Source organism: Micromonospora sp. AP08 (assembly GCF_008085935.1).
Taxonomy (GTDB): domain Bacteria; phylum Actinomycetota; class Actinomycetes; order Mycobacteriales; family Micromonosporaceae; genus Micromonospora; species Micromonospora chersina.
In genome coordinates this window covers 101353-122055 of the sequence record NZ_VSEZ01000017.1, presented here as the reverse complement: position 1 = coordinate 122055, position 20703 = coordinate 101353, and the positions used below count along the sequence as shown (strand labels likewise).

Genomic DNA, 20703 nt, shown 5'->3' with positions numbered 1-20703 from the left:
ACCGTGCGGGATCAGCTTGGTGCTGTCCGGCTTGTCGGCCTGCACGGCCACCGCCACCGGCTTGCCCTCGACCGGACGGGCGTCGGCGTGAGCGGCGATCGGACCGGCGAACACACCACCGGTGAAGGCCAGACCAGCAATACCGAGAACGCTCTTCCGCAGCATCGTGTTCATGACAAAGCTCCTTGGGGGTTGGCGCACCATGCCGACGGGGGTCGGGTGTGCGCGAGCACCGTCAGGCGCTCAAAGAAAGTCTTGGGGGTTCATCCGGCGTGCGGGGCGGAGCCTCTTCGTCGCGCCGGGACCATGTACAACGACCGCCGGCCCACCATCATTCCGGGCCCGGCCACCCCGCCTGGCGGGGCGCCTTCCTCGGTCGTTCACGGGGATACAACGACCCCGGCCTGCCGGCCATTCCGCCGCCAGAGTGCCGCCGACCACCCCGGAAACGGACATCCGGCGTGACACACCCCGGTCGGCGAACGCCATCGGGACGCCGGAGACACCCGTGGCGTTCCAACCAGCGGTCGGGGCCCGTACGAAAGCGGACATTCGATCCCGGTCCGAGCGGGCTCGGGCGCCGGTAGCCGGGCGAAGCCCGGTGGAGCCGGCGCTCCGCGTACCCCTTGGGGGTTATCGGGCTTGACGGCGCGGACCCGTCACGGTTCGAACTTGTAGCCCAGGCCGCGGACGGTGACGATGTAGCGCGGGGCGGACGGCTCCGGCTCGACCTTCGAGCGCAGCCGCTTGACGTGCACGTCCAGGGTCTTGGTGTCGCCCACGTAGTCGGCGCCCCAGACCCGGTCGATGAGCTGACCGCGGGTGAGCACCCGGCCGGCGTTGCGGAGCAGCAGCTCCAGCAGCTCGAACTCCTTGAGCGGGAGCTGCACGCCGGCGCCGTCCACGGTCACGACGTGCCGTTCGATGTCCATCCGGACCGGCCCGGCGGCCAGCGTGGGCGCACCCGACTCGGCGGCCTCGGCGCTCTGCCGGCGCAGCACGGCCCGGATCCGGGCGACCAGCTCGCGCGGCGAGTACGGCTTCGTGACGTAGTCGTCGGCCCCGATCTCCAGGCCGACCACCTTGTCGATCTCGCTGTCCCGGGCGGTGACCATGATGATCGGCACGTGGGACCGCTGCCGGAGCTGCCGGCAGACCTCGGTGCCCGACATCTCCGGCAACATCAGGTCGAGCAGCACGATGTCGGCGCCGGTCCGGTCGAACTCGGTGAGGGCGGAGGGACCCGTCGCGGCGACGGAGACCTCGAAACCCTCCTTGCGGAGCATGTAGGACAGGGCGTCGGAGAACGATTCCTCGTCCTCCACCACCAGTACGCGGCTCAACGGGGTGTTTCCTTTCCTGTCGGTCAGACCTGCCGGAGCTCGGCCGGGCCGGCCTCGATCTCAGCGGAGGAGAGTGTCGCCTCCAGGTCGTCCGGGGGGCCGGCGGGCAGCCGGAGGGTGAACGTCGACCCACCACCAAGAGTGCTCGACACATCCACCCGACCGCCATGGTTGCTGGCGATGTGTTTGACGATGGCCAGGCCCAGGCCGGTGCCCCCGGTGGCCCGGGAGCGGGCCTGGTCGGCCCGGTAGAACCGCTCGAAGATCCGGTCGACCTCGTTCGGGGCGATGCCGATGCCCTGGTCGGCGACGGCGATCTCGACGTGCTCGTCGGTGGCCCGGGCGGTCACCCGGACGGTGGTGTCCTCGGCCGAGTAGTTGATCGCGTTCTCCACGAGGTTCGCCACGGCGGTGGCGAGCTGGCTGTCGCTGCCGTACGCGGTGAGCCCCCGCTGCCCGTCGACGACGATCTCCACGTGCCGGGCGGTGGCCGCGGTGCGGTTCCGGTCGATCACCTCGGCGATCACCCAGTCCAACGAGACGGGCTCGGGGGCGGGCTGCGGCTCGGCGCCCTGGAGCCGGGTGAGCTCCAGCAGTTCCTGCACCAGCCGGCCGAGCCGGGTGGACTCGTGCTGGATCCGCTCGGCGAACCGCCGGGCGGCGACCAGGTCCTCGGAGAGTTCGGCCGGCCCGTCGCCGGCCGGTTCGGTGGCGTCGACCAGCGCCTCGGCGAGGAGCTGGAGGGCGCCGATCGGGGTCTTCAGCTCGTGGCTCACGTTGGCCACGAAGTCCCGGCGTACCCGGGCCAGCCGGTGGGACTCGGTCACGTCGGCCGCCTCGATCGAGATGTAGCCGGCGCCCAGCCCCATGGCGCGCAGGTGCACGCCGAGCGGGTTGTCCCCCGCGCTGTCGCGGCCCCGCGGCAGGTCCAGCTCGATCTCGCGGCGCACGCCCGTGCGCCGGACCTGCCCGGCGAGGGTACGGATCAACGGGTGCGCGGCCATGGAGCCGGGTGTGGCCCCGGTGCGGAGCAGGCCCATGGCCCGGGCCGCCGGGTTCACGAGCACCGGCATGTCGTCCGGGTCGAGCACCACCACGCCGGCGCGCAGCGCGTCGACCGTCTTGCGGCCGAGCCCGGAGAGCCCGCCCTGCTGGTCGTCGGGAATCGCGGGCCTCCCTGTGCTGCGGCGGGAGGTCTGGCCTCCCGGCGGCACCGACCGGCGCCGCCACTGCTGGACGGGCCCGGACAGCAGCAGGCCGGCGACCAGCCCGGTCGCCAGCGCCACGGCCACCACGACCGCCACCGCCCATTCCACCCGGCGATCGTAGGGTCATTGTTAACCCGGCGATCGGTCAGAACGGGACGAACCACTCTCACTTCCGGGAATGTTCACTCGCGGGCCCCGCGTCGTTAACCCGCGTTCATCTCGATGCCGGTTCCCCCGGCCTACCGTGGGTCGCGCACCTGCTCACGCCACACCTCGGCCCCTCCGGCCGGGACGGCGACAAACGACCCCAGGAAGTGACGATGCGCGACGAGTTCCGGGCCGACCTCCAGATTGTCAGCCAGCTGCTGGTGGACATGGCCGAGGGGGTGCGGGCGGCCATGCGGCAGGCCACCCGGGGCCTGCTCACCGCGGACCGCGCCGCGTCGGAGACGGTGATCGCGCGGGACGCCGAGATCGACGACCTGTACCGGCAGGTCGAGGAGCGGGTCTGCGACCTGCTGGCCCGGCAGGCGCCGGTCGCCTCCGACCTGCGCGCCATGATCACCGCCCTCCACGTGGCCGCCGACCTGGAGCGGATGGGCGACCTGGCCGACCACGTCGCCAAGACGGCGCTGCGCCGGCACCCGTCGCCGGCGGTGCCGGCCGAGCTGCGCCCGGTCTTCACGGACATGGCCGCCATCGCGGACCGGATGGCCGAGAAGATCGCCTCGGTGCTCGCGAAGCCCGACGCCGACCTGGCCGCCGAGCTGGACCGCGACGACGACACCATGGACGACCTGCACAAGAGCCTCTTCGGCGTGCTGCTCGGCGACGACTGGCCGTACGGGGTGGAGACCGCCATCGACGCGACCCTGCTGGGCCGCTTCTACGAGCGCTTCGCCGACCACGCGGTGAACGCCGGCGAGCACGTGGTCTACCTGATCACCGGCGAGACCCCGCCGTCGGCGAGCTGACCCGGACACACGAAGGCCCCCGGTCACCCGGGGGCCTTCGTCGTCGGCGTCAGCGGCCCTGGTTGGCGACCGCCGCGGCGGCCTCCTTGGCGGCCTCGGGGTCGAGGTAGGTGCCGCCGAGGACCTGCGGGCGCAGGTCGGGGTCCAGGTCGTAGCGGAGCGGGATGCCGGTGGGGATGTTCAGCTTGGCGATCGCCTCGTCGGAGATCTGGTCGAGGTGCTTGACCAGGGCGCGCAGCGAGTTGCCGTGCGCCGCCACCAGCACCGTCCGGCCGGCCAGGATGTCCGGCACGATCGAGTCGTACCAGTAGGGCAGCATCCGCTCGACGACGTCCTTGAGGCACTCGGTGCGCGGCATCAGCTCGGTCGGCAGCAGCGCGTACCGGGGGTCGCCGACCTGCGACCACTCGTCCGCGTCGTCGATCGGCGGCGGCGGCGTGTCGTACGACCGGCGCCAGAGCATGAACTGGTCCTCGCCGTACTCGTCCAGGGTCTGCTTCTTGTTCTTGCCCTGGAGGGCGCCGTAGTGGCGCTCGTTGAGCCGCCACGACCGGCGCACCGCGATCCAGTGCCGGTCGGCGGCGTTCAGCGCCAGCTCGGCGGTGCGGATCGCGCGCCGCAGCACGCTCGTGTGCACCACGTCGGGCAGCAGGTTGTGCTCGCGGAGCAGCTCGCCGCCGCGCCGCGCCTCGGTCTCGCCCTTGGCCGTCAGGTCGACGTCGACCCAGCCGGTGAAGAGGTTCTTGGCGTTCCAGTCGCTCTCGCCGTGCCGCAGCAGGACCAGCGTCCCGACGGTGGGCCCCTCGCTCGCAGTCATGCGGATCATCCTGCCGTACCGCGTCGGCGGACACGCGGGGACGGGTCGTGACGACCACCACGTGGAAAAGCAGATGACCGGCGTTCCGGGGCACGACTAGGTTGTAAGGCGCTGAGGGTTGCTCGGTCATTACCAATACGGGGGCGCGGGGATGCGGACGGTGCAGGGCTGGTTCCGGGACACCACAGGCGGGCTACCGAGGACCTTCTGGTACCTCTGGACCGGCACCCTGATCAACCGGCTCGGCTCGTTCGTCCTGGTCTTCCTGGCCATCTACCTCACCCAGGAGCGCGACTTCTCGGCCTCGCAGGCCGGCCTGGTCATCGGGCTCTGGGGCGTCGGCGGCGCGGTCGGCACCACGATCGGTGGCACCCTGACCGACCGGTGGGGACGCCGGCCCACCCTGCTCACCGCACACCTCGGCGCCGCCACCATGATGGTCGCGCTCGGCCTGGCCCGTCCGCTGTGGGCGGTGGCGCTGGGCGCGCTGCTGCTCGGCACGTTCGCCGAGGCGGCCCGGCCGGCGTTCGGCGCCATGATGGTCGACGTGGTGCCGGAGAAGGACCGGCTGCGCGCGTTCTCGCTGAACTACTGGGCGATCAACCTGGGCTTCGCCTGCGCCGCCGTGCTGGCCGGCGTCGCCGCCCAGGCCGGCTACCTGTTGCTCTTCCTGGTCGACGCGGCGACCACGCTGGTCACCGCGCTGATCATCTTCACCCGGGTCGGTGAGACCCGGTCGGCGCACGCCGGACCGGTGAGCAAGGGTGCCGCGGCCCCCGCGGGCGCCCTGCGGACCATCCTCACCGACCGGGTCTTCCTGGGCTTCGTGGCGCTGAACCTGTTCGGCGCGCTGGTCTTCCTCCAGCACATCTCGATGCTGCCGATCGCCATGGGCGAGTCCGGGCTGAGCCCGGCCACCTACGGCTCGGTGATCGCGCTCAACGGGGTGCTCATCGTGGTCGGTCAGCTCTTCGTGCCCAAGCTGATCAAGGGCCGGAGCCGCTCGCACGTCCTGGCGCTCGCCGCGCTGGTGATGGGCGCCGGCTTCGGTCTGACCGCGTTCGCCGACACCGCCTGGCTCTACGGCCTGACCGTGCTGATCTGGACGGTCGGCGAGATGCTCAACTCGCCGTCCAACGCCACCCTCATCGCCGAGCTCTCCCCCGCCGCGCTGCGCGGTCGCTACCAGGGGGCGTTCTCACTCTCCTGGCAGCTCGCCGGTGCGACCGCCCCGGTCCTCGGCGGTCTGGTCCGGGAGCACGCCGGCAACACGACGCTCTGGCTCGGCTGCGCCGTCATCGGCGCCGTGATGGCGGTGGCCCACCTGATCTCCGGCCCGGCCCGGGAGCGGCGCGCGGCCCGGCTCCGCACCGCGGGCACCCCGGTCACGCCGGTCACCGTGGTCCGGACCCCGGTGCCGGAGGCGGCCGAGGCCGCGGCCACCGCACCCGCCGAGCCGGTCCGCGCCGGATCCTGAGGTACGCCCTGCGGCGGTGGTGACCAGCGCCACCGGGCGGACGCCGGGGCGGGCCACTACCGTCAGCAGGGCGGATCGGTTGACAAAGCTTCGTGGAGGACGGGTGCGCGGCCTGCGGCGCTGGTGGGACGACACGGCCGGCGGGCTCCCCGCCACCTTCTGGTACCTCTGGTCCGGCCTGCTCATCAACCGGGCCGGCGCCTTCGCCATGCTCTTCCTGTCGCTCTACCTGACCGCCGCGCGGGGCGCCTCGGCGTCGCTGGCCGGCCTGGTGGTCGGGGCGTACGGGGCCGGCGGCGCGGCGGGCACGCTGCTCGGCGGGGTGCTGGCCGACCGGTGGGGGCGGCGGTCCACCCTGCTCGCCGCCCACCTGGGCGCGGCCGGGCTGATGGTGGGGCTGGCGTTCAGCCGGCACCTGGCGGTGATCGCCGTGCTGGCCGCGCTGGTCGGGATGGTGCACTCGATGCCCAGCCCGGCGTTCGTGGCCGCCATCGTGGACGTGGTGCCCGAGGCCCGCCGCTCCCGCGCGTTCAACCTCCAGTTCTGGGCGTTCAACCTGGGCATGGCGGTGGCCTCGCTGCTGGCCGGTGTGCTCGCCGAGGCGAGCTTTTTGGCGCTGTTCCTGGTCGACGCCGCCGCGACGCTGGCGGCGGCCGTGGTCATCGCGCTGAAGGTCCCGGAGACCCTGACCCGCCGCCCGGCGGTCACCCCACGGGCGGTGGCGGGCCGGCGGCCGGGGCTGCACACGGCACTGACCGACCGCACCTTCCTGGCCTTCGTGGGGCTGACCTTCCTGCTGGCCGTGCTCACCATGCAGACCTCGACGATCATGCCGCTGGCGATGCGGGCCGACGGCCTGCGCCCCTCGGCGTACGGGCTGGTGGTGGCGCTCGGCGGCGCGCTCATCGTGGTCGGGCAGCTCTTCGTGCCCCGGCTCATCGAGCCGTACCGGAAGTCGACCGTGCTGGCGGCCTCCACCGGGCTCATGGCGCTCGGCTTCGGGGCGCTGACCGTCGCCGACGGCCTGCCGCTCTACCTGGGCGCCGCCGTGGTGTGGACGGTCGGGCAGATGCTCGCCGCGCCACCGAACGCGCAGATCAACGCGGACCTCGCCCCGCCGCAACTGCGTGCCCGCTACCAGTCGGTGTTCTACCTGACCTTCCCGGCGGCCTCGTTCGTGGCGCCGGCGCTGGGCGGGCTCAGCCTCCAGCATCTCGGCGAGGGGCACTGGCTCGTGGTGGGCGCCCTGGGCCTGGTCGCGGCGGCCGGTCACCTGCTGGCCGGGCCGCCACGGGAACGGCGGGTGGCCGCGCTGCGGGCGGCGGCGGAACGGGCCGAGACCGTGTCGGCGGGGCGCTGAAACTGTCCCCGGAACGGCTCGAGCGCCCACCACGACCCCCGTCGTGATGGGCGCTCGCACCGTACGCCCGGCGGCGGCGGGCGACCCTCACCCCCGTAAGCGTCGCCCGCTCGCGCCGCCGGTTCCACGGGTGGCACCGTCCCCCAACGGTGTGCTCCACCCGATCCCTCGCGCCTCGCTTGCGCGGATCTGATCGATCCGCCGCTCCCCCGAACGTTTCCAAGCGTGGCGCGGTGCAATAAAGTTAGTTCGCCCGGATTCCGGATTCAACCCGGATTGCTGTCTTACCCGTCACAGCACCCGTGTCGGAAACCCGGCTGTCCCTGCTCCGGTCTCTTCGTTGGCCAACAGCGGGTTCCCGTCGACCATTCCCGTAAACCTCAGGCGTCCTCGCGATTCGGGTTCTCGGTCCGGAAGAAGTTGCTCTGCCGGCCGTCCCGCATCTGCTCCTGGTAGATCAGGTTCAGCCCGCGCGAGTCGAACGTCCGGAACCAGTCGTCCCAGCTCACCTCGCGGATCCGGCTGCTCTCCCGGTATCCGGGGATGTTGAACGTCAACACCCCGGGACGGTCGCCCCGCTCGGTTCCGGCGATGGTGGCCGGCTTGGCGTTGCGCGCCCAGGCCCACCGCTGGATGACCTCGTGGTTGGCCGTCACCAGGCTGCGCCCGGGACGTTCCGGACGGTCGTCCAGCGACGTGATCTGCTGGGACGAACCCACCGACCGGGAGGCGGATGCACCGGTCCGTACCTGGGTGACCGTCGCGGCCGTGGCCCGTGCCCGCGCCGGTCCGGGAGCGGTGGCCGCCTTCCTCGCCGGCGCCGCCTTCGCCCGGGTGCCCGCGGCCTTCCTCGCCGGCGCCGCCTTCGCGGTCTTCTTCGCGGGCGCGGCCTTCGCGGTCTTCCTGGCGGGCGCGGCCTTCGCCCGGGCGGCCGTCGTCTTCTTCGCCGGGGCCGCCTTCGCGGTCTTCTTCACGGGCGCGGCCTTCGCGGCCTTCTTCGCGGGCGCCGCCTTCGCGGTCTTCCTGGCCGGCGCGGCCTTCGCCCGGGCGGCCGTCGTCTTCTTCGCCGGGGCCGCCTTGGCCCGCGCGCCCGCCGCCTTCTTCGCCGGGGCCGCCTTCGCCCGGGCGCCGGTGGCCTTCGCGGCCGGCGCGGCCTTGGCCCGCGACGGCGCGGTCCGGCGCGCCGCGGTCGTCTTCTTCGCCGCGGCCGTCTTCTTCGTCGCCGACGGCCGGCCGGCCGGGCCGGTGCTCTTCCGGGCCGCACCGCCCTGCTCGGATCGCAGCTTCCGGACCAGGGTCTTCACCAGGTCCGGCTTGCGCATGGCGGAGAGCCCGGAGACCCCGCGCCGGCGCAACTGGCCCCGGATGTCGTCGACCTTCATCCGCGAGATCTCGGATTCGGAGATGCCCGGCGTGTTCGCCGTCTGGTTGCCGGGCTGGCGTTTGGTCCTCGTCGCAGTCGTGCCGCGACTTGAGCTGTTGCGCTGAGCCATGGGACACGCTCCTCGACAGTCCGTCCTCGGCCCGCGGTGGGTCCCGATTTCGCCGCACCGCGCGGTGCGGCATACCCCTCAGGACGGGTCCGAACCTCCGGCGGCCGACCCGGCCGGGGTCGAGGGCTCGAAGAGGTGGGCGAACGCGGCCAGGTTGGCCGTCGACTCACCCCGCTTGACCCGCCACTCCCACTCCCGGCGGATCGCGGTGCCGAAGCCGATCTCCAGCATGCTGTCGAAGGACTCGTCGGCGTAGGTCAGCACGGACCCGAGGAGCCGGTCCAGCTCGTCGGAGTCCACCCCGGCCAGGTTGACCCGCCCGGTCAGGTAGACGTCGCCGACGGCGTCGATGGAGAACGACACCCCGTACATCCGGGCGTTGCGCTGGAGCAGCCAGGCCCACAGTTCCTCGCGGCGCTCGTCGGGCTGGCGCATCACGAACGCCTCGACCCGCAGCGCGTGCTCGCCCACGATGAGGTTGCAGATCGTCTTGAGCTTGTGCGTCCCCGGCAGGGTCACCGCGTACGCCGTCTCGCCGGTGGACTCCCACTCCAGCTCGCGCTCGGCGCAGACGGCCTCGATCAGCGCGGCGACCTCACTCCTGCGGCTCATCGCACCCACTCTACGGCCGCCCACCGGAGGCCGCCGGGCCACGGGCGGTCACCAGGAGCAGGTGAGGGCCGGGTCACCGAGCCGGCGGGCCAGCCGGGCACGGTGGTCGGCGATCGCCTCGCCGTAGACGGCGAGCAGGCCGGCGGCGGTGCGGTGCCAGGAGAAGGCGCGGGCGTGCCGCTCGGCGCCCCGGCCCAGGGCGGCCCGGCGCAGCCGCTCGGGCAGCAGGCGGGCCAGCGCACGGGCCCAGTCGACCGGGTCGTGGCCGTCGATGAGCACCCCGCTGACCCCGTCCCGGACCGCGGTGACCAGCCCGCCCACCGCGGCGGCCAGCACCGGCGTGCCGCACGCCTGAGCCTCCAACGCGACCAGCCCGAACGACTCGTTGTGCGAGGGCACCGCGACCAGGTCGGCCGCGCGGTAGAGGGCGGGCAGGTCGTCGCCGGTCTGCGGCGGGAGGAACCGGACCCGGTCGGCGACGCCGAGGGAACCGGCCAGCTCGATGAGGGCGGTGGGGCGGTCCAGCCCGCTGCCGCTCGGGCCGCCGCAGATCACCACGGTCACCTCGTCGGCCAGCGCGGGCTCCCGCCCGCGCAGCGCGGCGACCGCGCGAATCAGCACGTCCGGGGCCTTGAGCGGCTGGATCCGGCCCACGAACGCCACCACGTAGCCGCTGGTCGGCAGGCCGAGGCGGCGGCGGGCCGCCAGAACCGCCGCGTCCCGGTCGCCGGGGGCCGGGCGGAACCGGTCCAGGTCCACGCCGGGCTCCACCACGGCCACCCGGGCGGGCTCGGCGTCGTACCGGTCGATGAGGTCGCGGGCCTCGACCCGGGTGTTGGCGACCAGCCGGTCGGCCTCGGCGACCACCTGCTCCTCGCCGATGACGCGCGCCTTGGGCTCGGGCCGGTCCCCGGCGGCGAGCTGAGCGTTCTTGACCTTCGCGAGGGTGTGCGCGGTGTGCACCAGCGGCACGCCCCAGCGCTCCTTGGCCAGCCAGCCCACCTGCCCGGAGAGCCAGTAGTGCGAGTGGATCAGGTCGTAGTGGCCCGGGGGGCGGGCGGCCTCGGCGCGGAGCACCCCGGCCGTGAAGGCGCAGAGCTGGCCGGGCAGCTCCTCCTTGGTCAGCCCCTCCAGGGGGCCGGCGGTGACGTGCCGGACGCTCACCCCGGGTGCCGTCTCGACGACCGGGGGCAGGTCTCCGGAGGTGGCCCGGGTGAAGATCTCCACCTCGACGTCGGCCTCGGCGAGCCGCCGGGCGACCTCCAGGATGTAGACGTTCATGCCGCCGGCGTCGCCCGTGCCGGGCTGGTGCAGCGGCGAAGTGTGGACGGAGAGGGTGGCGATCCGGCGCGGCCGGGGCCACGGCAGAGCACCTCGCTGACGACCGACACCGGTGTGCAACTCCGCCACGTCCGCTCCCTCTGTCACGGTTGATGCCGTCCCGCACGACCGGCGCTTCTCGGTCAACCTCCGTGCCGGATGTCATCTTCCCCATCGGGCTTCGGAAATGCGTCCCGGCGGGTCCCGGGCGTGACGGACCTCATCACCGCGCGGAGCCCGGCGGCGGGTGAGAATGACCGGATGACCTCAGTCGCGATCGTCACCGGGGCGTCCAGCGGGATCGGCGCGGCCACGGCCCGCCGCCTGGCCGTCGAGGGTTTCCACGTGCTCGCCGCCGCGCGGCGTACCGACCGGCTGGCCGGCCTGGTCGCGGAGATCGAGGCGGCCGGCGGCGCGGCCACCGCGGTGGAGTGCGACGTGACCTCGGACGAATCGGTCGCCGGCCTGGCCGCCGCGGCCGCCGCCGCGCCCGGCCCGGTCACCCTGCTCGTGAACAACGCGGGCGGGGCGCGCGGCCTGGACCCGGTGGAGTCCGCCGACGTGGGCGACTGGCAGTGGATGTACGACGTCAACGTGCTCGGCACGCTCCGCGTCACCAAGGCGCTGCTGCCCACGCTGGAGTCCTCCGGGGCCGGCACCGTCGTGATCGTCGGCTCCACCGCCGGCCACGTCGTCTACGAGGGCGGCGGCGGCTACACGGCGGCCAAGCACGCGCAGACCGCGATCGCCGGCACGCTCCGCCTGGAGCTGTGCGGCCGGCCGGTGCGGGTGATCGAGATCGACCCGGGCATGGTGAAGACCGAGGAGTTCGGCCTGGTCCGGTTCGGTGGCGACGCCGACCGTGCGGCCGCGGTCTACGCCGGGGTGGCCGAGCCGCTGGTCGCCGAGGACGTGGCCGACTGCGTCGCCTGGTGCGCGACCCGGCCGCACCACGTCAACATCGACCAGCTCGTGGTCCGCCCGCTGGCCCAGGCCGCCCAGCACAAGGTGCACCGGGTCTAGCGTGAAGCGCGAGGAGTGAGCCGCTCGTGCGAGCCCCGCAGTCGCGAACCGGGAGGCCCTGATGGCCCGGCCGCTCGGCGTGGTCACCCGGGGCACGACGAATCCGAACCGGCTGCGGCGGGTGGACAACTGGATCGTCGCGACCTGCGGTGACGCCCTGCGCGCCGCCGCCGACCCGCTCGTGGTCGACCTGGGCTACGGCGCCACCCCGGTCACCGCCGTCGAGCTGCGCGCCCGGCTGGCCGCCGCGGTCCGCGCCGACGTCCGGGTGGTCGGGCTGGAGATCGATCCGGTACGCGTGGCCGCCGCCCAGCCGGCCGCCGACCCGCCCGGGCTCACCTTCGCCCGGGGCGGCTTCGAGCTGGCCGGGCTGCGCCCCGCCCTGGTCCGCGCGTTCAACGTGCTGCGCCAGTACGACGAGGGTGAGGTGGCCGACGCCTGGCGTACGGTCACCGGGCGGCTCGTGCCGGGCGGGCTGCTGGTCGAGGGAACCTGCGACGAGCTGGGGCGGCTGGGCGCCTGGGTGCTGCTCGACGCCACCGGCCCGCGCACGCTGACCCTGGCCGCGAAGCTCACCACCCTGGCCAGCCCGGCCCAGTTCGCCGAGCGGCTGCCCAAGGCGCTCATCCACCGCAACGTCCCCGGCGAGCCGGTCCACGACCTGATCCAGGCCCTGGAGGCCGCCTGGCAGTCCACCGCCGGCTACGCCCCCTTCGGCCCCCGCGACCGCTGGACAAGAACCGTCGCCGCCGTGAAGGCGGCAGGCTGGCCCGTCCTGGATCGCCCGACCCGCTGGCGCCGAGGCGAGGTGACCCTCCCCTGGGCCAGCGTCGCCCCCACCACACCCAGTTGACCCGAGGGGTCAGATGGTGCAGTTGATCAGGACGGGTTCGGGGTGGAGGGTCACCCCGAAGCGGGTCTGGACGCCGTCGCGGATTTCTCGGGCCAGGGCGACCAGGGCGGCCGTGCTTGCCGTGCCGGTGTGGTTCGTGAGGGCCAGGGTGTGCTTGGTGGAGATGGCGACGCCCTCGGGGCCGGTGTAGCCCTTGCCGAAGCCGGCCTTGTCGATCAGCCAGGCGGCGCTCACCTTGACCGTGTCTCCCGGGCACGGCCAGGACGGCGCCTCACCCAGGTCGGCGGCGCGCTCCCGGAGCAGCTCGTACGCCTCCCGCTCCAGCACGGGGTTGGTGAAGAACGAGCCCACCGACCACGTGTCCGGGTCCTGCGCGTCGAGCACCATGCCCTTGCCGGCGCGCAGCCGCCGCACGGTGGCCCGGGCGTCGGCCAGCGGCACCCGGTCGCCCACCTCGACGCCGAGCGCGCGGGCCAGTTCGGCGTAGCGCACCGGGCCGGAGAGCGGGGAGCGGCTGAGCCGGAAGTCGACCGAGAGCACCACCCAGCGGTCGCTGTACTTGAAGATGCTGCCCCGGTAGGCGAACCCGCAGTCCGCCGCCGCGATCCGGACCACCTTCCCCTCGGTCCGGTCGTACGCCGCCACGGCCACGATCGTCTCGGCGACCTCCTGGCCGTACGCGCCGACGTTCTGGATGGGGGTGGCGCCGGCCGAGCCGGGGATGCCGGAGAGGCACTCCAGGCCCGACCAGCCGCGCTCGACGGTGGCGGCGACCAGGTCGTCCCAGGGCTCGCCGGCCTCGACCCGTACGGTGACCGTGTCGGCGTCCTCGGTGACCACCCGGAACCCCCGGGAGCGGATGAGCACGACGGCGCCGGGGAAGCCCTGGTCGCCGATCACCACGTTGCTGCCGCCGGCCAGCAGGAGGACGGCCTGTTCCCGCGCCTCCGCCTCGCGCACCCGCCGGACGATGTCGTCGGCGCTGGTGGCGATCTCCAGCCGGCCGGCGGGGCCGCCCAGGCGCAGCGTGGTGTAGCGCGCCAGGGTGGCGGGGTCGGTCGGGTCGGCTCCGGTCGTCGGTTCGGCGTAGACGTCTGACACGCCTTTCACCCTAGGCTGAGGGGTAGCCGCGGCACCCACTGGTGGCCCGGTCACCCCCGGGAGGATGGCGATGAGCAGACTGCACGGCACGAAGGACTTCTGGATCGGCGCGTTGCGGACGGAGGGTCCCGCCTTCGCCGCCGCCGTCGCGGAGGCGCCCCCCGAGACACCGGTGCTGTCCTGTCCCGGCTGGACGGTCTCCGATCTCGCCCACCACCTCGCCCGGGTCTACGTGTGGGTCCGCACCGTGGTGACCGCCGGCACGGCCAGCCGCCCGGAGCGGCACGACCCGGAGCCGCCGGCCGGCCTGACCCCGGCGCAGTGGTACAGGCAGGAGTACGAGCGGCTGCTCACGCTCTTCGAGGCGCTGGACCCGGAGGCCCCGGCCTGGAACTTCGCCCCGCAGCCGAAGAAGGCGGCCTTCTGGCCGCGCCGGATGGCGCACGAGACCGCGGTGCACCGCTGGGACGCCCAGCTCGCCATCGGCGCGGGTGAGCCGATCGAGGCCAAGCTCGCGGCCGACGGGGTGAGCGAGGTGCTGGACACCTGGCTGCCGGCGGGCCGGCGGATCCAGCCCGGCCAGTGGCACGGGGTGGTCCAGCTGACCGCCATCGACGCCGCCCAGGAGTGGTACCTGCGGCTGCGGGGCGAGGGGATGGCCCTGCTGGACACCGCGACGATCCTCGACCACGACGACCACCACGCCCGCGCGCAGGTCACCGGCACGGCCAGCGACCTGCTGCTGGCGGTGATGGGCCGGATCAGCTTCGACGCTCTCGGGGTGGCCGGCGACCGCCGCCTGCTCGACGGGCTGCGGGTGGGCTGACCCGCCGGAGGGTCTACCGGGAGATCAGGCGGAGAGCGGCGTTTCCCACCGGAGCGCCACTCTCCGCCTTTTTCCGGACGCTCTGAGAGCGCTCTCTTGACAGGGTCGGAGGCAACCACCACCCTGTCGTGAGAGCGCTCTCTGAGTACCGGAACCACCCGCCACCACCCGATACACCTAGAGGGGTCAGATAAGAGATGGTCACCTTCACGCGTCGCCGCCTGGCCGCGGTGGCTCTGGTCGCCACCACCGCGCTGCTGGGCGCCACCGCCTGCGGGGGCGGTGACGACGAGGCCGCCGCCGACGGCCCGGTCACGCTCACCGTCGACGTCTTCGGCCAGTTCGGCTACGACGAGCTCTACAAGGAGTACATGGCCAGCCACCCCAACGTGAAGATCGTTGAGCGGGGCACCGGCAGCAACCTGGACGAGTACTCGCCGAAGCTCACCCAGTGGCTCGCCGCGGGCAAGGGCGCGGGCGACATCGTCGCCATCGAGGAGGGGCTGCTCGTCGAGTACAAGGCCAACCCCCAGAACTTCGTCAACCTGCTCGACCACGGCGCCGCCGACCTGAAGGGCAACTTCCTGGACTGGAAGTGGAACCAGGGGCTCACCGCCGACGGCAAGCAGCTCATCGGCCTCGGCACCGACGTCGGCGGCATGGCCATGTGCTACCGCAAGGACCTGTTCGCCAAGGCCGGCCTGCCCACCGACCGCGAGGCGGTCTCGAAGCTCTGGCCCACCTGGGCGGACTACATCAAGGTCGGCGAGCAGTTCAAGGCGAAGAACACCGGCGCCTCGTTCCTCGACGCCGCGACCAACACGTTCAACACCATCCTGCTCCAGACCGCCGGCAACACCACCGGCTACAGCTACTACGACACCAGCAACAACCTGGTCGTCGACAGCAACCCGGCGGTCCGGCAGGCGTACGACACCACCATGGACATCATCGACTCGGGCCTGTCCGGCAAGTACGGGTCGTGGTCGGAGGAGTGGGTCTCCGCGTTCAAGCAGTCGAAGTTCGCCACCATCGCCTGCCCGGCCTGGATGACCGGGGTCATCGAGGGCAACGCCGGTCCGGGCGCCAAGGGCAGGTGGGACATCGCCCAGGTCCCCGGCAACGGCGGCAACTGGGGCGGCTCCTTCCTCGCGGTGCCGAAGCAGGGCAAGCACCAGGCCGAGGCGATCGAGCTGGCGAAGTTCCTGACCAGCGCCAAGGGCCAGATCGGCGCGTTCAAGGCGAAGGGCCCGCTGCCCTCCTCGCCGCAGGCGCTGGCCGACCCGGCCATCGTCGACTCGACGAACGCGTACTTCTCGGCGGCCCCGGTCGGCAAGATCTTCGCCGAGGGCGCCAAGAGCCTGAAGCCGGTCTACATGGGCCCGAAGAACCAGGCCGTGCGCACCGAGGTGGAGAACGCCGTCCGCACCGTGGAGCTGGGCAAGCGCAGCCCGGAGCAGGGCTGGACCGACGCGGTCGGGAACGCCAAGAAGGCCGCTGCCAAGTAACCCGAGCCAGGCGTGCGGGCGGTCCCCGGTGACGGGTGCCGCCCGCACGGCGGAAAGGAGTCCCGGGCCATGGCAGTCCAGCTCGACGCCCGCCCGCCGGTCCAGCCGGCGCACCGTGTCCCCCGCCCCTCCCGGGGCGTCCGGCTCAGCCGGTTCGACACGAAGTACTCGCCCTACCTGTACGTCGCCCCGTTCTTCCTGCTCTTCGGGGTCTTCGGGATCTACCCGCTGGTCTACACCTTCTGGGTCTCGCTGCACGACTGGGACCTGCTCGGCGCCGAGCACCCGTTCGTCGGCCTCGACAACTACAGCCAGCTGCTGGGCGACCCCGACTTCTGGCACTCGGTGGTCAACACCCTCGGCATCTTCGTCATCTCCACGGTCCCGCAGCTGCTGCTGGCGCTCTGGCTGGCCAACCTGCTCAACCGGCAGCTCCGGGCCCGGACCACCTGGCGGATGGCGGTGCTCATCCCGAACGTCACGTCGACCGCCGCCGTGGCGATCGTCTTCGCGGTGCTCTTCGGCCGCGAGTTCGGCATGATCAACTGGCTGCTCGACCACGTCGGTGTCGACGCGATCGACTGGAAGGCCAACCGGCTCGCCTCCTGGGTGGCCATCTCCACGATGGTCGACTGGCGGTGGACCGGCTACAACGCGCTGATCTTCCTGGCCGCCATGCAGGCCATCCCGCGCGACCTCTACGAGTCCGCCTCGATCGACGGTGCGAGCCGATCGCGGCAGTTCTGGTCGATCACCGTGCCGCTGCTCAAGCCGACGATCATCTTCGCGGTCATCATCTCCACCATCGGCGGCCTCCAGCTCTTCACCGAGCCCCGGCTGTTCAACTCGGGCACCAACGCGATCCGCGGCGGCCCGCTGCGCGAGTCGCAGACCGTGACCATGTACATGTTCGAGAACGCCTTCGCGCCGCACTACAACTTCGGCTACGGCTCGGCGATCGCCTGGCTGCTCTTCGCGCTCATCGCGGTGGTCGCGGCCATCAACGTCCTGCTCCTCCGCCGGCTCGGCGGCGGCGCGCGCAAGGAGGACTCCCGATGACCCGCCTCTGGTCGGCCGGCCGGCTCACCTACCTGGCGCTGGGCGTCACGGCCCTGATGTCGATCTTCCCGATCTACTGGATGTTCGTGGTCGCCAGCCGGACCAGCGACGCCATGGGCCAGGTCCCGCCCCCGCTCACCCCGGGCGGCAACCTCGGCGCCAACATCGCCCGGCTGTTCGACAACGCCGACGCGTACTTCCTCACCGGCCTCGTCAACTCGGCGATCGTGGCCGGCACGGTCACCGTCTCCGTGGTCTTCTTCTCCACGCTGGCCGGGTTCGCCTTCGCCAAGCTGCGCTTCCGCGGGCGCAACGCGCTGCTGCTGGTCATCGTGGCCACCATGATGGTGCCCACCCAGCTCGGCGTGATCCCGCTCTACCTGCTGATGACCAAGCTGAACTGGAACGACCGGCTGCCCGCGGTCATCGTGCCGGCCCTGGTCACCGGCTTCGGCGTGTTCATGATGCGCCAGTACGCCGGCCAGGCCGTCAGCACCGAACTGATCGAGGCCGCCCGGATGGACGGCTGCAACACCGCGCGGATCTACTGGAACGTGGTGCTGCCCGCGCTGCGCCCGGCCGCCGCCGTGCTCGGCCTGCTCACCTTCATGACCACCTGGAACGACTTCCTCTGGCCGTACGCGGTGCTCAACGACCCGGAGAACCCGACCGTGCAACTGTCGCTGCGGGCCCTGTCCGACGGCTACTACCAGGACATGTCGCAGGTGTTCACGGGGACCGCCATCGCCACCCTGCCGCTGCTGCTCGTGTTCGTCGTGTTCGGCCGCCAGATCATCGGCGGGATCATGGAAGGTGCGGTGAAGGCATGACGGAGCTGCGGTTCCCCGAGGGCTTCGTCTGGGGGGCGGCCACCGCCGCGTACCAGATCGAGGGCGCGGTCGCCGAGGACGGGCGCGCCCCGTCCATCTGGGACACCTTCAGCCGTACGCCCGGCAAGGTGTTCCAGGGGCACACCGGCGACGTGGCCTGCGACCACTACCACCGGTACGCCGAGGACGTGGCGCTCATGGCGGACCTCGGGCTGCGGGCGTACCGCTTCTCGGTGGCCTGGCCCCGGATCCGGCCCGACGGCACCGGCCCGGTCAACCCGCGCGGCCTCGACTTCTACGACCGGCTCGTGGACGCCCTGCTGCACCGGGGCATCGACCCGATCGTCACGCTCTACCACTGGGACCTGCCGCAGGCGCTGGAGGACCGGGGCGGCTGGACCGCCCGGGAGACCGCCGAGCACTTCGCCGACTACGCCCTCGCCGTGCACCAGCGCCTCGGCGACCGGGTCCGCACCTGGACCACGCTGAACGAGCCGTGGTGCTCGGCGTACCTCGGCTACGGCAACGGCGTGCACGCGCCCGGCGGGCGGGACGCCGGGGCGGCCTTCCGGGCCGTACACCATCTGCTGCTCGGCCACGGCCTGGCGGCCCGGGCGCTGCGCGCGGCCGGCGCGGAGGTCGTCGGGATCACCCTCAACCTCGCCGACGTGCAGCCGGCCGACGCCGGCAGCGCGGCCGACGCCGCCGCGGTGCGGCTGGTCGACGGCCTCCAGAACCGGATCTTCCTGGACCCGCTGACCGGCGCCGGCTACCCGGACGACGTGCTCGCCCACGTCGCCCGGTTCGTCGAGCCGGACTTCGTCCGGGACGGGGACGAGAAGGTGATCGCCGCGCCGCTCGACCTGCTCGGGCTCAACTACTACGCGCCCACCTACGTGGCCGGCCGGGCGGGCGGGGCCGGGAGCAGCGCGTACCCGGGCACCGAGGGCGGCGTCGAGTTCCTGCCGCCGGTCGGGCCGCTCACCGACATGGGCTGGATGATCGAGCCGGCCGGCCTCACCCGGCTGCTGGAGCGGGTGGCCGCCGACTACCCGGGCCTGCCGCTGATCATCACGGAGAACGGTGGGGCCTTCCCCGACCGGAACACCGAGGGGACCGGCTGGGTGGCGGACACCGACCGGGTCGCCTACCTCGACGGGCACCTGCGCGCCGTGCACGAGGCCATCGCCCGCGGCGTCGACCTGCGCGGTTATCTCGTATGGTCGTTGCTGGACAACTTCGAATGGGCCGAGGGCTACCGGAAGCGGTTCGGGATCGTCCACGTCGACTACCTGACCCAGCGGCGCACACCGAAGGAAAGTGCCCGTTGGTACCAGGAGGTGATCTCCCGGAACGGGCTGTGACGAGGTGGTGGTGACGGGGATGACAACGGCACAGCGGCCGACCCTGGAGGCGGTGGCCAGACGGGCGGGCGTGTCCCGGGCCACGGTCTCCCGGGTCGTCAACGGCTCCACCACGGTCGCCGAGTCGATCCAGCAGGCGGTCCGCCGGGCGGTCGAGGAACTGGGCTACGTCCCGAACCTCGCCGCCCGCAGCCTGGTCACCCAGCGCACCGACTCGGTGGCGCTGGTCATGCCCGAGGCGGCCACCCGGGTCTTCTCCGACGACCAGGTGTTCCCGGGGATCATCCGGGGCGCGGCCCAGGAGCTGGAGGCGGCGGACAAGCAGCTCGTGCTCATGCTGGCCGGCTCGCCGGCCGGGCACGAACGGGTCGAGCGGTACACCACCGGGCGGCACGTCGACGGGGTGCTCTTCGCCTCGCTGCACGGCGAGGACCCGCTCCCCGGGCGGCTGGCCCGGCTCGGCATCCCGGTGGTGTGCAGCGGCCGCCCCCTCGACGGCGCCGAGGTCCCCTACGTCGACGTGGACCACGTCGGCGGCGTGGCCGAGGCGGTCCGCCACCTGATCGGGAACGGTCGGCGGCGGATCGCCACCATCGCCGGGCCGCAGGACATGGTCGCCGGCATCGAACGGCTCATCGGCTACCGGGAGACGGTCGCCGCGGCCGGCCTGCCGGAGCTGGTCGCGTACGGCGACTTCACCCGGGAGTCCGGCACGGCCGCCATGCGGCAGCTGCTCGCCGCCGACCCGGAGCTGGACGCGGTGTTCGCGGCGTCCGACCTCATGGCGCACGCCGCGCTGCGCACCCTGCGGGAGGCCGGCCGGCGGGTGCCGGACGACGTGGCGGTGATCGGGTTCGACGACATCGAGACGGCGGCGTACACCGAGCCGCCGCTGACCACCGTGAAGCAGCCGATAGTGGAGCTGGGGCGGGCCATGACCCGGCAACTGCTCCGGATCGCCGCGGGCGAGCAGGTCGAGCAGGCGCTCATGCTCCCCACCGAGCTGGTGGTGCGCGAGTCGGCCTAGCCGGGTTATCGCGTCGCGGGCCGGGGCGGCCGGCGCTAGGGTCGCGCCGTGACCGACACCGTGCGCCTGATCCGTGCGCCCCAGCTCTCCGACGTCGCGGAGTACGCGTACGCGGCCGAGGTCGCGCCGCCCGCGCGGCTGATCTTCACGGCCGGGGCCTGCCCGCTGGACGCCGAGGGACGGACCGTCGCGCCCGGGAAGCCCGCCGCCCAGGCCCGGCAGGTGATGGCCAACCTGGAGACGGCACTGGCCGCCGCCGGCGCCGGGCTCGCCGATGTCGTCAAGACCACCGTCTACGTGGCCAGCGGCGACCGCGCCGACCTGGTGTCCGTCTGGCAGATCGTCCGGGACGCGTTCGGCGACCACGATGCACCCAGCACCCTGCTCGGCGTGGCCGTGCTCGGCTACCCGGACCAGCTCGTCGAGGTCGAGGCGGTCGCCGCGGTCCGCGCCGAGGTGGGCGAGCCCCCGCCCCGATAATCCCGTCGCCGGTGGCGGGCGACAGCTC

19 protein-coding genes and 1 pseudogene are annotated in these 20703 nt (G+C 72.9%); 13 read left to right on the top strand and 7 right to left on the bottom strand.

All coding sequences use genetic code 11. From position 1 onward, the window contains the following. Positions 1 to 659: 659 nt before the first annotated feature. Positions 660 to 1343: a response regulator transcription factor gene (locus FXF50_RS24580; RefSeq protein ID WP_091317550.1), complete on the bottom strand. Its 684-nt coding sequence runs from the start codon at positions 1341 to 1343 to the stop codon at positions 660 to 662. Between the two features lie 23 nt (positions 1344 to 1366). Further along, on the bottom strand, positions 1367 to 2659 hold the full coding sequence (locus FXF50_RS24575) for a cell wall metabolism sensor histidine kinase WalK (protein ID WP_187399799.1): 1293 nt from the start codon (positions 2657 to 2659) through the stop codon (positions 1367 to 1369). Between the two features lie 212 nt (positions 2660 to 2871). Here FXF50_RS24575 and phoU point away from each other — a divergent pair, with 212 nt between their 5' ends. Continuing rightward, a complete protein-coding gene (phoU, locus tag FXF50_RS24570; protein WP_148431233.1) occupies positions 2872 to 3525 on the top strand; it encodes a phosphate signaling complex protein PhoU in 654 nt (217 codons plus the stop codon). A gap of 49 nt (positions 3526 to 3574) precedes the next feature. On the opposite strand, the gene FXF50_RS24565 is transcribed toward phoU, so the two are convergent. After that, positions 3575 to 4342, bottom strand: a complete 768-nt coding sequence (locus FXF50_RS24565) for a phosphoglyceromutase (protein ID WP_148431232.1) — start codon at positions 4340 to 4342, stop codon at positions 3575 to 3577. Between the two features lie 151 nt (positions 4343 to 4493). On the opposite strand from FXF50_RS24565, the gene FXF50_RS24560 reads away from it, so the two are divergent. Both FXF50_RS24560 and FXF50_RS24555 read left to right on the top strand, forming a co-directional pair. Further along, the gene (locus tag FXF50_RS24560; RefSeq protein WP_148431231.1) at positions 4494 to 5819 is read left to right on the top strand and encodes an MFS transporter; all 1326 of its coding nucleotides are present in this window, start codon (positions 4494 to 4496) and stop codon (positions 5817 to 5819) included. 103 nt (positions 5820 to 5922) lie between these two features. After that, complete coding sequence (locus FXF50_RS24555) at positions 5923 to 7179, top strand: MFS transporter (protein ID WP_148431230.1); 1257 nt, start codon at positions 5923 to 5925, stop codon at positions 7177 to 7179. 380 nt (positions 7180 to 7559) lie between these two features. Here the strand turns inward: FXF50_RS24555 and FXF50_RS30010 are convergent. After that, positions 7560 to 7934, bottom strand: a pseudogene (locus FXF50_RS30010) (hypothetical protein); the annotation flags it as partial. Positions 7935 to 7947: 13 nt separating this feature from the next. On the opposite strand from FXF50_RS30010, the gene FXF50_RS30005 reads away from it, so the two are divergent. After that, positions 7948 to 8667: a hypothetical protein gene (locus tag FXF50_RS30005; RefSeq protein ID WP_255510175.1), complete on the top strand. Its 720-nt coding sequence runs from the start codon at positions 7948 to 7950 to the stop codon at positions 8665 to 8667. An 83-nt stretch (positions 8668 to 8750) separates the two neighbouring features. On the opposite strand, the gene FXF50_RS24545 is transcribed toward FXF50_RS30005, so the two are convergent. After that, positions 8751 to 9284 (bottom strand): YbjN domain-containing protein, encoded by a 534-nt coding sequence (locus FXF50_RS24545; protein ID WP_148431228.1) that lies wholly within the window; start codon positions 9282 to 9284, stop codon positions 8751 to 8753. A 48-nt stretch (positions 9285 to 9332) separates the two neighbouring features. Beyond that, a complete protein-coding gene (gene mshA, locus FXF50_RS24540) occupies positions 9333 to 10694 on the bottom strand; it encodes a D-inositol-3-phosphate glycosyltransferase (protein ID WP_148431227.1) in 1362 nt (453 codons plus the stop codon). A 171-nt stretch (positions 10695 to 10865) separates the two neighbouring features. On the opposite strand from mshA, the gene FXF50_RS24535 reads away from it, so the two are divergent. Together FXF50_RS24535 and FXF50_RS24530 are read left to right on the top strand one after the other, a co-directional pair. Next, positions 10866 to 11627: an SDR family NAD(P)-dependent oxidoreductase gene (locus tag FXF50_RS24535; protein ID WP_148431226.1), complete on the top strand. Its 762-nt coding sequence runs from the start codon at positions 10866 to 10868 to the stop codon at positions 11625 to 11627. 61 nt (positions 11628 to 11688) lie between these two features. Further along, positions 11689 to 12480, top strand: a complete 792-nt coding sequence (locus tag FXF50_RS24530) for a class I SAM-dependent methyltransferase (protein WP_148431225.1) — start codon at positions 11689 to 11691, stop codon at positions 12478 to 12480. Positions 12481 to 12489: 9 nt separating this feature from the next. On the opposite strand, the gene FXF50_RS24525 is transcribed toward FXF50_RS24530, so the two are convergent. After that, positions 12490 to 13581 (bottom strand): UDP-N-acetylmuramate dehydrogenase, encoded by a 1092-nt coding sequence (locus tag FXF50_RS24525; RefSeq protein WP_148431224.1) that lies wholly within the window; start codon positions 13579 to 13581, stop codon positions 12490 to 12492. 70 nt (positions 13582 to 13651) lie between these two features. Between FXF50_RS24525 and FXF50_RS24520 the strand changes: the two genes are divergently transcribed. The 7 genes from FXF50_RS24520 to FXF50_RS24490 all read left to right on the top strand — a co-directional run bounded on the left by FXF50_RS24520 (position 13652) and on the right by FXF50_RS24490 (position 20675). Next, positions 13652 to 14407 (top strand): maleylpyruvate isomerase family mycothiol-dependent enzyme, encoded by a 756-nt coding sequence (locus tag FXF50_RS24520; protein ID WP_148431223.1) that lies wholly within the window; start codon positions 13652 to 13654, stop codon positions 14405 to 14407. Between the two features lie 197 nt (positions 14408 to 14604). Further along, complete coding sequence (locus FXF50_RS24515) at positions 14605 to 15915, top strand: ABC transporter substrate-binding protein (protein WP_148431222.1); 1311 nt, start codon at positions 14605 to 14607, stop codon at positions 15913 to 15915. A gap of 69 nt (positions 15916 to 15984) precedes the next feature. Further along, positions 15985 to 16974, top strand: coding sequence for a carbohydrate ABC transporter permease (locus FXF50_RS24510; RefSeq protein WP_148431221.1), 990 nt, complete (start codon positions 15985 to 15987; stop codon positions 16972 to 16974). Then, on the top strand, positions 16971 to 17804 hold the full coding sequence (locus FXF50_RS24505) for a carbohydrate ABC transporter permease (RefSeq protein WP_148431220.1): 834 nt from the start codon (positions 16971 to 16973) through the stop codon (positions 17802 to 17804). The genes FXF50_RS24510 and FXF50_RS24505 overlap by 4 nt, the downstream gene beginning before the upstream one ends. Beyond that, on the top strand, positions 17801 to 19168 hold the full coding sequence (locus FXF50_RS24500) for a GH1 family beta-glucosidase (protein ID WP_148431219.1): 1368 nt from the start codon (positions 17801 to 17803) through the stop codon (positions 19166 to 19168). The genes FXF50_RS24505 and FXF50_RS24500 overlap by 4 nt, the downstream gene beginning before the upstream one ends. Before the next feature lie 19 nt (positions 19169 to 19187). Continuing rightward, positions 19188 to 20195: a LacI family DNA-binding transcriptional regulator gene (locus FXF50_RS24495; protein ID WP_148431218.1), complete on the top strand. Its 1008-nt coding sequence runs from the start codon at positions 19188 to 19190 to the stop codon at positions 20193 to 20195. Positions 20196 to 20243: 48 nt separating this feature from the next. After that, positions 20244 to 20675, top strand: coding sequence for a RidA family protein (locus tag FXF50_RS24490; protein ID WP_148431217.1), 432 nt, complete (start codon positions 20244 to 20246; stop codon positions 20673 to 20675). Positions 20676 to 20703 lie beyond the last annotated feature (28 nt).

Bases quoted from the DNA above. Each gene is read 5' to 3' on its own strand.
- phoU (WP_148431233.1), top strand. From the start codon at position 2,872: ATGCGCGACGAGTTCCGGGCCGACCTCCAGATTGTCAGCCAGCTGCTG.
- FXF50_RS24565 (WP_148431232.1), bottom strand. From the start codon at position 4,342: ATGACTGCGAGCGAGGGGCCCACCGTCGGGACGCTGGTCCTGCTGCGG.
- FXF50_RS24560 (WP_148431231.1), top strand. From the start codon at position 4,494: ATGCGGACGGTGCAGGGCTGGTTCCGGGACACCACAGGCGGGCTACCG.
- FXF50_RS24545 (WP_148431228.1), bottom strand. From the start codon at position 9,284: ATGAGCCGCAGGAGTGAGGTCGCCGCGCTGATCGAGGCCGTCTGCGCC.
- FXF50_RS24535 (WP_148431226.1), top strand. From the start codon at position 10,866: ATGACCTCAGTCGCGATCGTCACCGGGGCGTCCAGCGGGATCGGCGCG.
- FXF50_RS24530 (WP_148431225.1), top strand. From the start codon at position 11,689: ATGGCCCGGCCGCTCGGCGTGGTCACCCGGGGCACGACGAATCCGAAC.
- FXF50_RS24520 (WP_148431223.1), top strand. From the start codon at position 13,652: ATGAGCAGACTGCACGGCACGAAGGACTTCTGGATCGGCGCGTTGCGG.
- FXF50_RS24515 (WP_148431222.1), top strand. From the start codon at position 14,605: ATGGTCACCTTCACGCGTCGCCGCCTGGCCGCGGTGGCTCTGGTCGCC.
- FXF50_RS24510 (WP_148431221.1), top strand. From the start codon at position 15,985: ATGGCAGTCCAGCTCGACGCCCGCCCGCCGGTCCAGCCGGCGCACCGT.
- FXF50_RS24505 (WP_148431220.1), top strand. From the start codon at position 16,971: ATGACCCGCCTCTGGTCGGCCGGCCGGCTCACCTACCTGGCGCTGGGC.
- FXF50_RS24500 (WP_148431219.1), top strand. From the start codon at position 17,801: ATGACGGAGCTGCGGTTCCCCGAGGGCTTCGTCTGGGGGGCGGCCACC.
- FXF50_RS24495 (WP_148431218.1), top strand. From the start codon at position 19,188: ATGACAACGGCACAGCGGCCGACCCTGGAGGCGGTGGCCAGACGGGCG.